The organism is Ottowia sp., assembly GCF_035444425.1.
In the GTDB taxonomy this organism is placed as follows: Bacteria; Pseudomonadota; Gammaproteobacteria; order Burkholderiales; family Burkholderiaceae_C; genus Ottowia.
In genome coordinates this window covers 17,541-28,422 of sequence record NZ_DAOMOQ010000035.1, presented here as the reverse complement: position 1 = coordinate 28,422, position 10,882 = coordinate 17,541, and the positions used below count along the sequence as shown (strand labels likewise).

Here is a 10,882-nt window from a genome sequence, read left to right as displayed (position 1 = left end):
CACTGTTATGGCGGTCCAGCGCCGCAAAGTCCTTCTTGGTCTTGACCTCGGGCGGTCTGGCTTCCAATTCGGCCGCTTCGTGGGCGAGCAGCACTGCAGCAGCCTGGGCATTGGCCCACTCGCCGCGCAGCGGCTCGACGATGGTTGGCAGCACCAACCGCTCCACATAGGCGCGCGGCGTGTAGTGGGCGCCCAGGGCGTGGCGCTCGTTGGGGTCGAGCGCGCGTTCCAGCAGGGTGCCGAAGATGGCGGGCTCGACCTCGTGCCAGTTGGCTTGAGCGGCCTGGATCAGCAGGTCGATGTGTTCCGGCATGAGCAACAGGCTGTAGCCGTCGGCGCCGTCGTCCTTGAATAGCTTGCCGTTGAAGCGCAGCACGGGCTTGGCCAGCGCGGCGGAGAAGCCGCCCCGGTTCATGTCGGTCCACAGGATGCGCAGCATCTGCTGCAAGGTGGCTGGGTCTTCGCGGTGTTGCAGCAGCAGGGTCTGGAATGAGCCCTTGGGCAGCAGTTCCACGTCCTCGGCAAACATGGAGAACAGGCAGCGCGAGAGGTAGGCGGCTGCCGTGTGCGGCGTGTGCCCAGCCTGCTCCAGCGAGCGCGCCAGCAGGGCCAGCTTGTTGGACACGTCGCGCGTGACCTTGGCGGAGATCAGCGCCGGGTTGAGCTCATCCGGCCGGGTCCATATCTTGCGCAGGCGCTCGAGCAGCTCGGGCTTGGCCAGGTCGGCCAGCAGGATGCGGTGGCTGCGCGGGTCGGGGAACGGCGTGTAAGTGCCGCCGCTGCGGCTGAACTCGGCGTAGACCTCGATGACGTTGCCCACGTCCACCACCATGACGAACGGCGGACGGCCTTCCTCGGGTGGCAGCGCGCGGGCGTAGCCTTCGCCCTGGCTGCGGGCGCGCAGCAGGCCGTCGTCGAAGCCCTTGGTGTGGGTGCCGGCCTTGAGCTTCTTGGCTTCCAGCACGAAGTGACCGCGCTTGTAGCAGTCGATGCGACCGGCACTGGTGGAGCCGTCCCCATGGCTGAAGGTAATGGGGCGCTCGAACATGTAGTCCTCGGCGGGCGTGGCGTGGGGTTTGGGCACCTCCAGCAGCTCGCACAGGTCCATGACGAAGGTCTGAGCAGTGGCCAGCTCGCTCGCGGTGACTCCCTCCCAGCGTTCGATGAACGCCTGGGCCGATGTTCTTGTGCTCATGGGGCCATGATAGGGGTCGGACAGGACGCACGGCACGGTCGACCGGTTCATGCTTCTGGGGCGACGGTTTCGACTGTTGCGGTGCGCTGATTGCCGAGAGCCAGCGCGTGCGGGTCGACGCCGCGCGAGCTGTGGCGTCCTAACGCGGCAGGCCGAGTGGCGTAAGCGCCACAAGCAGGGTCAGATTGCGATTTGTGGGTATTTTTGTGGGTATCTATGGCGATATGGAATCAGGAAAATCATATAAATCAATACGTTATGCGATGAAATAGAATCCTCCTCGCCCGCGAAAAAGCCCACCATCTGGTGGGCTTTTTCGTTTCCGTGGTTTTTTGCCAGGTGCCGAAGCGGCTACCAGCGTCCATCACCGCCGGCGCGGCGCAGGATGAAGTCACTCTCGGCTGGCGCCGGCTGGCCAGGCCGGGCCAGCGGCTGCCAGCGGCCGCGGATCTCGGCGCCGCAGGCGGCGGGCACCAGGCGGCCGCTCCAGAACGCGTGCAGGGTCTTGCCGTCGCGCGACTCGTCGAGGTTGAATTCGCCGTCCTCGACGTCGCCGGAGGCGATCGAGCGCTGGCCGCCGTAGTCGAACTCGCCGCGCAGGCTGGCGCTGAATTCGGGGTGCTGGCGCAGCGTCAGCGTGCCGCGCTGGCCGGCCTGCGGCAGTTCGAGCTGCCAGCTGCCGTACAGGTGGGCGGCGTGCAGCCGGGTCACGTCGGGGCAGCCGGCTGTCGTTTCTGCCGTCGCCGCCTGGTCGCCTGGCCCGGACGGTGTGCCGGCGCAGGCAGCCAGCAGCCCGGCGAGGCAGAGGCCAAGGATGGTGCGCAGGCTCATGCGACGCGCTCCTGATCAGGAGCCGTGGGCGACTGCGCCGCACGCCTGGCGAACTCGGCGCGCAGCGCCTTCAGCTTCTCGCGCGGGTCCTCGCGCGTGGTGGCCTGGTCGAGTGCCATCTCGGCGATGAAGCGGCTCGGCTGGGCGGCGACGATTTCGCGGCCCTTCTTGCGCCGGCGTGCCCAGCTCACCGCCAGCGAAGTCTTGGCGCGCGTGATGCCGACGTACATCAGGCGGCGCTCCTCCTCGATGCGCGCGGCCTGCGCGGCGGCACCGGCGTCCTCGTCGGGGCGGAACGGCAGCAGACCCTTGATGACGCCGGCCAGCACCACGTGCGGCCATTCCAGGCCCTTGGCGGCGTGCAAGGTGGACAGGGTGACCACGTCCGAGTCCTGCTCGCGCTCGTTCAGCGTCGAGATCAGCGAGATGGTCTGCGCCACTTCCAGCAGGCTCTTGCGTTCGGCCGCGGTACTGACGCCCGCCATGTCGTCGATCTGGCCGCCGCAGCGGCCGGCCATCCAGTCGCAGAATTCCAGCACGTTGGTCCAGCGCGCCGCCGCCAGCGCCTCGCTGTCTTCGGCGTCGTACAAATGCTGCTCGTAGCCGATGTCCTTCAGCCAGTCGGTCAGGAAGGCACGCGCGGCCTCGTGACCGACGGTGTGGCGGGCGCGGTGCTGCAGATCGTTCACGTAGCGGCCGAACTCGTGCAGGCTGCCGACCGCGCGCGCCGGCAGCGCGGCGCCGAGCGAATGCGCGAACAGCGCGCCGAATAGCGAACGCCGCGCCTTGGACGCGAATTCGCCCAGCGCGGCCAGCGTCTGGTGGCCGATGCCGCGCTTCGGTGTGGTGACCGCGCGCAGAAAGGCCGGATCGTCGTCCTCGTTGACCCACAGGCGCAGCCAGGCGCACAGGTCCTTGATCTCGGCGCGGTCGAAGAAGCTCTGCCCGCCCGAGACCTTGTACGGAATCTGCGCGCGCCGCAGCGCCTGCTCGAACACACGCGCCTGGTGGTTGGCGCGGTACAGGATGGCGAAGTCGCGCCATTCCTTGTGCTTTGATTCCTGGCGCAGCGACTGGATGCGCGCCACCGCGCGCTCGGCCTCGTGCTGCTCGTGGTCGCAGGCCAGCACGCGCACCGGCTCGCCCTCGCCCAGCTCGGAATACAGCCGCTTGGGAAACAGCTTCGGGTTCGGTCCGATGACGTTGTTGGCGGCGCGCAGGATGGCGGCGGTGGAGCGGTAGTTCTGCTCCAGCTTGATGACCTTGAGCTGCGGAAAGTCCTCGGGCAGGCGCTTGAGGTTGTCCAGCGTGGCGCCGCGCCAGCCGTAGATGCTCTGGTCGTCGTCGCCGACGGTGGTGAAGCTGCCGCGCTTGCCCACCAGCAGCTTCATCAGCTCGTACTGGGTGGCATTGGTGTCCTGGTATTCATCCACCAGCACGTGCACCAGCCGGTCCTGCCACTTCCGAGCGACGTCTTCATGCTTCTGAAGCATGCGCAGCGGCAGACCGATCAGGTCGTCGAAATCGACGCTCTGGTAGGCGGCCAGGCGCTCCTGGTAACGCGCCATGATTTGCGCGGTCTGGCGCTCGGCTTCGCTTGTGGCCTGGGCCAGCGCCTCGGCCGAGTCCAAGCCGGCGTTTTTCCAGCGGCTGATCGCCCACTGCCACTGGCGCGCGGTGGCCAGGTCGGTGGTGGCGCCGCAGTCCTTGATCAGGGCCAGCACGTCGTCGCTGTCGAGGATGCTGAACTGTGGCTTCAAGCCCAGCGCCGCGCCGTCCTCCCGCAGCAGGCGCACGCCGAGCGCGTGGAAGGTGCAGACCAGCAGTTCGCCGGCCGGCTTGCCGACCAGTTCGCGTGCGCGCTCGCGCATCTCGGCAGCGGCCTTGTTGGTGAAGGTGATGGCGGCGATGCGGCGCGGCTCGACCCCGGTCTGGATCAGCCGCGCGATCTTGTGCGTGATCACGCGCGTCTTGCCCGAGCCAGCGCCGGCCAGCACGAGGCAGGGGCCGCGCAGGTGGTTGACGGCGTCCTGCTGGGCGAGGTTGAGACGGGGGGAAGACAAGGCAGCGGAAACAGGCAAGGCAGGCATCTTAGCCGCAGCCGCCGATGCGGCCGTGGACCCGCATGGCATGATGCGCGCCACCTTACATGCCGGCTGACTCCGATCCTCCGTGAGCGACATCCTGGTCGTCACCTTCCCGTTCTTCGCCCTGGTGCTGTGTGGCTACGTGGCGGCGCGTTCGCGCCTGCTGCCGCTGGACGCGGTGCCGGGGCTGAACATGTTCGTGCTGTACTTCGCGCTGCCCTGCATGCTGTACCAGTTCGGCAGCACGACGCCGCTGATGCAGTTGTTCAGCCCGGCGGTGGCGCTGTTGTGGCTGTCGTGCGCCGCCGTGATCGTGGCGCTGGTCGCCTGGCGCGCACGCCGGCTGGGTGCCGACTGGCCGGATGCGGCCATGGGGGCGCTGGTCGGCACCTTCCCGAACTCGGGCTTCATGGGCGTACCGCTGATCCTGGCGCTGCTGGGCGAGAGCGCGGTCGGACCGGTGATGGCGACGCTGTTGATCGACCTGGTGGTGACGACCTCGCTGTGCATCGGCCTGTCGCAATGGGGCGCAGCCGACGAGCACGGCGTGGCCAGGGCGGTCGGCCGGGCGCTGCAGGGCATGCTGCGAAACCCGATGCCGTGGTCGATCCTGCTGGGTGCGCTGGCGGGCGCCGTCGGCCTGCAGCTGTGGTCGCCGCTCGGCAAGACCGTGCAGCTGCTGGCCGACGCGGCTTCGCCGGTGGCGCTGTTCACCATCGGCGCAGTGCTGGCGCGTGCGCAGTACCAGGCGGTGGCGCTGGGCGCGCGGCCGTCACCGCTGCGCGATGTCGGCACCATCACGCTGGCCAAGCTGCTGCTGCATCCGGCGCTGGCCTGGGGACTGGGCTGGCTGGCCGTGCGCACCGGCTGGCTGCCGGCCTTCATGCTGGCGCCGCTGGTGTTGACGGCGGCGCTGCCGTCCGCCAGCAACGTGTCGCTGCTGGCCGAGCGCTTCGGCGCCGACAACGGCCGCGTCGCGCGCGTCATCCTGTGGTCGACCGCCGCGGCCTTCTTCAGCTTCTCGGCGATCGTGGCGCTGGTCAGCTGACCACCGGCGGGCGGTGGCGTGTCGCCGCGCCGTGGCGGCGCGCGATCACTTGCGCGGTGCCGGCACGCTCATGGGCTGGTGACTCTTGATCATGGCGTCCAGCTCGGTCTTCGGCATGGTGGTGACGCTTTCCTTGACCAGGCCGCCACCGATGACGCTGCCCGACACCTGGCCCTGGCCGCGCACGCGGGCCTCGCAGTCCGACTTGTAGAACGGCGGCAGGTTGGCGCAGCGCTGCAGCGCGTTGGCGGTGGCCTGCTCGGCGCTGACGGCGGTCAGCTGGCCCGGCTGGGCATTGCGCTTTTCCATCCGCGCTGCGCTCTGGTCGAGGTTGGTTTCGGCGGGCGTCATCTGCGCCATGGCGGGCAGCGCGATGGCGCCGGACAGGGCGAGCAGGGCAAGCAAGCGTTTCATGTCGGTTTCTCCTTGTCGGCTGGCGCGCCGGCTTGATCCAGCTGGTACGCGCAGGCAGTGGTTGAGCCAGTCGGGTGATAGTCCGCGTGCACATGGCACCTCTCGCGCGGCGGACCAGCGACCCGTGACGCGGTCACTGTAGTCCGGGCCATGCCGGCGCCTTGTCGGACAAGGCCGCAAACGCCGGTTCGGGGTCCGAATCAGACCGCCAGCGGATCCACGTCGATCGCCCAGCGCAACAGACCGCGGTGCGCGGGCGCGGCGCGCAGCTGGTGCAGCAGCGGCTGGCAGGCCGCCAGCACGCGCTGCAGTGCGCCGCGCGAGGGGCTTTCCAGCAGCATCTGCGCGCGCTCGATGTTGGCCACGCGCTGGACCGCGACCGGCACCGCCGGGTACCAGGTGACCCGCGCGAGCGCCGGTGCCAGGCTGCCGTCCGAACCCAGCGTCTGCCGGGCTGCCTGCGCAAGCGCGCCGAGGAACTCCTGCGCCACCGCCTGGCTGCGTGCCTCGGCCCGCAGCAGCGCCAGGTGGCTGTAGGGCGGCAGGCCAGCCTGGGCGCGCTCGGCCAGCTGCCGGGCGGCGAAGCCGGGGTAGTCGTGGGCTTTCAGCGCGGCGAACAGCGGGTGCTGCGGGTGCTGCGTCTGCACCCACATCTCGCTGGCGGCGCTGGTGGTGGCGTCGCGCCCGGCGCGGCCTGCGGCCTGCATGAGCAGCGCGAACAGGCGCTCGGCGGCGCGGAAGTCGCTCGAGAACAGCGCCGCGTCCGGCTGCACCGCGGCCACCAGGGTGACGCGCCGGAAGTCATGCCCCTTGGCGATCATCTGGGTACCGACCAGCACGTCGATGTCGCCGGCGTGCACCTCGGCCAGCCTGGCCTCCAGGCGGCCGGCGCCGCGCGTGGCGTCGGCGTCGATGCGCGCCACCCGCACCGGCTGGCCGTCCGGGCGCGTGACGCCGGTCAGCAGCTCCGTGAGGCGCTCTTCCAGCTGCTCGGTGCCGCGACCGAGGGTGCCGATGTCGAGGTTGCCGCATTCCGGGCAGGCACGCGGCACACGCTGGGTGAAGCCGCAGTGGTGGCAGCGCAGCGTGCGGTCGATCTTGTGGAACACGCGGTAGGCGCTGCAGTGCGGGCATTCGCTCTTCCAGCCGCAGTCGGCGCAGTGCAGCACCGGCGCCCAGCCGCGCCGGTTCAGCAGCAGCAGCGCCTGCTCGCCGTGCGCCACGCGCGCCTGGATGGCGGCCAGCACGGGCGGCGCGATCAGCGTGCCGCGCGGCTGGCGCGTCATGTCGACGCGCCGCACCAGCGGCAGGCCGCCGCCCCCGCCGGCAACGGCGCCGATGCGCTGCGGCATCTCCAGGCGCTGGTAGCGGCCGGCGCCGCCCTCTTCGACCGGCGTGCTGGCGTGCCAGCTCTCCAGCGAGGGCGTGGCCGAGCCCAGCAGCACCTTGGCGCCGAGCAGCTTGCCGCGGTAGAGCGCCAGGTCGCGCGCCGAGTAGCGCGCGCCTTCCTGCTGCTTGTAGCTGGGGTCGTGCTCCTCGTCGACCACGATCAGGCTGAGCTGCGGCAGCGAGGCCAGCACCGCCACCCGCGTGCCCAGCACGATGCGCGCGCGGCCGGTGTGCGCGGCCAGCCAGGCGGCCAGCCGCTGCGCCGGGGTCAGGCCGCTGTGCAGCGACACGCAGGCGGCGGCGCCGAAACGCTCGGCAAAGCGCGCTTCCAGCTGCGGCGTCAGGTTGATCTCGGGCACCAGCACCAGCGCCTGCGCCGCCGGGTCGCGCGTCAGCAGCGCCTGCACCGCCTGCATGTAGACCTCGGTCTTGCCGCTGCCGGTGGCGCCGAACAGCAGGAAGGGGCCGGGATCGGCCTCGATGCGGGCCAGCGCGGCGGCCTGTTCCGCCGACAGCGCGGCGTGGCCGGTGGCCGGCGCCAGCGGCGCGGCTGCGGGCGGGTGGCGCTTCAGACGCCGCGCCATCTGCGTGGCGTCGAGCGTGCGCAGCTGCGGCGGCAGGGCGGCAAGCGCCACTTCGCCGAGCGTGCGCTGGTAGTAGCGCGCCACGAAGGCGATCAACTCGCGCCAGTCGGTCGGCAGCGGCGCCAGGCCGTCGAAGCAGCTGCCCACCGGCCGCACCTGCGGCACCAGTTCGGCCGCCGGCGGTTCGGCCGGGCCCCAGACCAGGCCCAGCATCTCGCGCCGGCCGAGCGGCACGCGCACGACGCTGCCGGGCGCCAGCGGCGCGTCGTGGCGGTAGGTCAGCAACTCGTCCAACCCGCTGTGCGCGGGCGTGGCGACGGCGACCGCCAGCCAGTGCGTCATCGCTGGATCGGCCCCGTGCCGGCGTCGAAAATCACTTGCACTGTCAGCCTTAAGTCGTTGATTTCATGACAGAACTCGAATCATGCCCAAATTCTGTGGATAACTTTGTTGAAAAACCTCGCCAGTTCGCCCGGGGTCCTTGCAAATCAAGGCTTTTCTTGCATTGCCCGTCAAACGTGCAGGATTTAAAGTTCATATGAATCAATGACTTGCGATCGTGCTGCGCGGGCTGCCCGAACTGCAGTCGCACGCATGCCGCAAACCGACGAAAGTCAAGTTTTGTGCATAAGTCAAGTGCTGGCGGCCGATTATTTTCGGGTTTTCACCATGCACGGGGCCTTGACGTCACCGCCAAAGCGGCGTAGGCAGCGTAGGCGCCGTCCTACGCCGGCACCCGCGCCGCCTGCCGCAGCCGGGCCGAATACGCGTGCACTTCGTCCACCAGGTGCGCCACGTGCTCGGGCGGCGTGAACTGGCTGATGCCGTGCCCGAGGTTGAAGATGTGGGTGAGGCCGGTGCGGGCTGGGTCGGTGTGCGGCACGCCGAAGCTGTCGAGCACGGCGCGCGCCTGGGCGCGGATCGCCTCCGGTGGCGCGAACAGCACGTTGGGGTCGATGTTGCCCTGCAGCGCAGTCGGCCGTGCCGCCGGCGTGGCGGCGAGCCGCGCGCGTGCCTGGCCCAGGTTCATGGTCCAGTCCAGGCCCAGCACGTCGCAGTCGAGTTCGCGCGCCATTTCCTGCAGCCACAGACCGCCGCCCTTGGTGAAAACGATGCGTGGTACGCGCTGGCCGTCCGCACCCTGGCGCTTGAGCTGTGCCAGCACGCGTGCGGTGTAGGCCAGGCTGAAGGCCTGGAAGGCGCCATCGGCCAGCACGCCGCCCCAGGAGTCGAACACCATCACGGCCTGCGCGCCGGCGTCGATCTGCAAGTTCAGATACTGCGCCACCGCGTCGGCGTTGACCGCCAGCACCCGGTGCATCAGGTCGGGCCGGGCGTACATCAGGGTCTTGACCTGGCGGTAGTCATCGCTGCCGCCGCCCTCGACCATGTAGCAGGCCAGCGTCCACGGGCTGCCCGAGAAGCCGATCAGCGGCACGCGGCCGCCCAGCGCCCTGCGGATGCTGGTGACGGCGTCGAACACATAGCGCAGCTTGTCCATGTCGGGCACCGCCAGCCTGGCCACGTCCGCCTCGCCCCGCACCACGTGCTCGAACTTCGGCCCCTCGCCCTGCTGGAACGACAGGCCCAGGCCCATCGCGTCGGGCACCGTCAGGATGTCCGAGAACAGGATCGCGGCGTCGAACGGGTAGCGCGCCAGTGGCTGCAGCGTGACCTCGGTGGCGTAATCCACGTTGGTGGCCAGTCCCATGAAGCTGCCGGCCTTGGCGCGCGTGGCGCAGTACTCCGGCAGGTAGCGTCCGGCCTGGCGCATCAGCCAGACGGGGGTGTGCTCGGTGGCCTGACCGAGGCAGGCGCGCAGAAAGGTGTCATTTTGCAAAGGGGCGAAGCTCATGGGCTCCATTGTCTCAGCCTCGCGGGGGGCTGTCCTACAGCCGGCGCTCGCGCCCGGCTGACAAGCGCCCGCGCCGGCGACCGATGCAGCCGCCGCAGCCCGCCGGGCACAGTGAAGTCATCGGCGCATCGGTGCGCGAGACCGCCCAAGCAGTCCCGGACACCCGCTACCGCTGGCCGATGCCGGGGTCATGTTGGCGCTGGCAGACAACAGTTCGAAGGAGCTCCACCATGCTGAACTACGCCATCGTGTTTTTCGTCATCGCCATCATCGCCGCCGTGCTCGGCTTCGGCGGTATCGCGGCCGGCGCCGCCGGCATCGCCAAGATCCTGTTCGTCGTCTTCCTGGTGCTGGCCGTGCTGTCGCTGCTGGGCGGCATGCTGCGAAAATGACGCGTGAGGTCTGCTGCGCGCTTTGCGCTGCGCCTTGACGAGACGCCCGCCATCGCGGGCGTCTTCTCTTGCGGCTGGCGTGTTTTCCTCGCGCGGCGGATGGCACGCTGCGCCCGCGCGGACTTCAGTCGCGTTCCAGGCCGGCCAGTTCACGGGCAAGCTCGTGACGCAACTCCCGCAGCACCGGCGCCAGCAGCCTGGCGGTGTCCTGCATCAGCAGCGGCGCGGTCTGCGCGATCTGCTGTTCGATCCGGGCCTGCGAGTGCGCCAGTTGCTCGGGGTCGGGCGCCCGACCCTCGGCCGCCGCCTGCGCCTGCTGCTCGAAGCCGATGATCAGCGTGTCGAGGTCGATGCCGGCCAGCGCGCGCAGCAGCACGGCTTCGAATGCACCGCCTTCCAGCATGTTGTCAAGCGCCGCGCCGGGCTCGGCGCGCGCCGGCAGGACGGCCAGCAGGCCCAGGCTCAGGGCGATCAGGAGGCGGCAGGCGGGGCGTGGCATGGCGAGCATCTCTTCCTTGGGGCGGCGCAACAGGTCCAACTTGTTCAACGCGGCGCAGCCGCAACGGATGACGAGCCGAGCACCCGGGTCAACCCCATAATGCCTGCTGCCGTTGTGTCTGGGCCTTGCCGGTGCGGCCGTGCTGGCATGCAGCGATCCGTTTGACGAAAGGCTTTCCATGTTGAAGAAATTGCTGGCCGTGCTGGCCATGTGCGTGGCCACGGCGGCGTCGGCCGCGGTGGATGTCAACACCGCCAAGGGCGCCGAGCTCACCGGCGTCAAGGGCATCGGCCCCGACACCTCGCGCCTGATCGTGAAGGAGCGGCGGAAAGGCAAGTTCAAGGACTGGAACGACTTCATCAGCCGCGTCAAGGGTGTCGGCGAGAAGCGCGCGGCACAGTTCTCGGCCGATGGCCTGACCGTGAACGGAGCCAGCTTCAGCGGTGCGGCTGCGACCCCGGCCAGCCCCGCGGTGCCGGCGACCCCCGCAGGCCCCGGGACACCGGCTACCCCCGCGACGCCCGCGACCCCTGCGGTCAAGGCGGCGCCGACCGGCAAGCCGTAAGCACAGGGTACGGCCGGGGCTGC

General features: G+C 69.8%; 10 protein-coding genes. 3 read left to right on the top strand and 7 right to left on the bottom strand.

The window, feature by feature from the left end; all coding sequences use genetic code 11:
• The 3 genes from PK606_RS12690 to PK606_RS12680 form a co-directional block, all read right to left on the bottom strand.
• A partial coding sequence (locus tag PK606_RS12690) for a type IIL restriction-modification enzyme MmeI (protein WP_324564533.1) occupies positions 1 to 1,195 on the bottom strand: 1,195 nt, incomplete at its 3' end.
• 351 nt (positions 1,196 to 1,546) lie between these two features.
• Complete coding sequence (locus PK606_RS12685) at positions 1,547 to 2,026, bottom strand: hypothetical protein (protein WP_324564532.1); 480 nt, start codon at positions 2,024 to 2,026, stop codon at positions 1,547 to 1,549.
• Positions 2,023 to 4,116 carry an ATP-dependent helicase gene (locus PK606_RS12680; protein WP_324564531.1) on the bottom strand — a complete coding sequence of 698 codons (2,094 nt, stop codon included), beginning with the start codon at positions 4,114 to 4,116 and terminating at the stop codon, positions 2,023 to 2,025. Before PK606_RS12680 ends, PK606_RS12685 begins: the two co-directional genes overlap by 4 nt.
• A gap of 82 nt (positions 4,117 to 4,198) precedes the next feature.
• Here PK606_RS12680 and PK606_RS12675 point away from each other — a divergent pair, with 82 nt between their 5' ends.
• On the top strand, positions 4,199 to 5,161 hold the full coding sequence (locus tag PK606_RS12675) for an AEC family transporter (RefSeq protein ID WP_324564529.1): 963 nt from the start codon (positions 4,199 to 4,201) through the stop codon (positions 5,159 to 5,161).
• Positions 5,162 to 5,206: 45 nt separating this feature from the next.
• Here the strand turns inward: PK606_RS12675 and PK606_RS12670 are convergent, their stop codons facing one another.
• From PK606_RS12670 to hemE, 3 genes are all read right to left on the bottom strand, one after another.
• Positions 5,207 to 5,575, bottom strand: coding sequence for a hypothetical protein (locus tag PK606_RS12670; protein WP_324564527.1), 369 nt, complete (start codon positions 5,573 to 5,575; stop codon positions 5,207 to 5,209).
• A gap of 200 nt (positions 5,576 to 5,775) precedes the next feature.
• Positions 5,776 to 7,890: a replication restart helicase PriA gene (priA, locus tag PK606_RS12665; protein WP_324564525.1), complete on the bottom strand. Its 2,115-nt coding sequence runs from the start codon at positions 7,888 to 7,890 to the stop codon at positions 5,776 to 5,778.
• A gap of 382 nt (positions 7,891 to 8,272) precedes the next feature.
• A complete protein-coding gene (gene hemE / locus PK606_RS12660; RefSeq protein WP_324564523.1) occupies positions 8,273 to 9,403 on the bottom strand; it encodes a uroporphyrinogen decarboxylase in 1,131 nt (376 codons plus the stop codon).
• Between the two features lie 230 nt (positions 9,404 to 9,633).
• On the opposite strand from hemE, the gene PK606_RS12655 reads away from it, so the two are divergent.
• A complete protein-coding gene (locus PK606_RS12655) occupies positions 9,634 to 9,795 on the top strand; it encodes a DUF1328 domain-containing protein (protein WP_324564522.1) in 162 nt (53 codons plus the stop codon).
• A gap of 124 nt (positions 9,796 to 9,919) precedes the next feature.
• On the opposite strand, the gene PK606_RS12650 is transcribed toward PK606_RS12655, so the two are convergent.
• Positions 9,920 to 10,504 carry a hypothetical protein gene (locus tag PK606_RS12650; RefSeq protein WP_324564521.1) on the bottom strand — a complete coding sequence of 195 codons (585 nt, stop codon included), beginning with the start codon at positions 10,502 to 10,504 and terminating at the stop codon, positions 9,920 to 9,922.
• Here PK606_RS12650 and PK606_RS12645 point away from each other — a divergent pair.
• Positions 10,473 to 10,859 (top strand): ComEA family DNA-binding protein, encoded by a 387-nt coding sequence (locus PK606_RS12645; RefSeq protein WP_324564520.1) that lies wholly within the window; start codon positions 10,473 to 10,475, stop codon positions 10,857 to 10,859. The two genes, PK606_RS12650 and PK606_RS12645, sit on opposite strands and share 32 nt — an antisense overlap.
• Positions 10,860 to 10,882 lie beyond the last annotated feature (23 nt).

Bases quoted from the DNA above. Each gene is read 5' to 3' on its own strand.
- PK606_RS12685 (WP_324564532.1), bottom strand. From the start codon at position 2,026: ATGAGCCTGCGCACCATCCTTGGCCTCTGCCTCGCCGGGCTGCTGGCT.
- PK606_RS12680 (WP_324564531.1), bottom strand. From the start codon at position 4,116: ATGCCTGCCTTGCCTGTTTCCGCTGCCTTGTCTTCCCCCCGTCTCAAC.
- PK606_RS12670 (WP_324564527.1), bottom strand. From the start codon at position 5,575: ATGAAACGCTTGCTTGCCCTGCTCGCCCTGTCCGGCGCCATCGCGCTG.
- priA (WP_324564525.1), bottom strand. From the start codon at position 7,890: ATGACGCACTGGCTGGCGGTCGCCGTCGCCACGCCCGCGCACAGCGGG.
- hemE (WP_324564523.1), bottom strand. From the start codon at position 9,403: ATGAGCTTCGCCCCTTTGCAAAATGACACCTTTCTGCGCGCCTGCCTC.
- PK606_RS12655 (WP_324564522.1), top strand. From the start codon at position 9,634: ATGCTGAACTACGCCATCGTGTTTTTCGTCATCGCCATCATCGCCGCC.
- PK606_RS12645 (WP_324564520.1), top strand. From the start codon at position 10,473: ATGTTGAAGAAATTGCTGGCCGTGCTGGCCATGTGCGTGGCCACGGCG.
- PK606_RS12650 (WP_324564521.1), bottom strand. From the start codon at position 10,504: ATGGCCAGCACGGCCAGCAATTTCTTCAACATGGAAAGCCTTTCGTCA.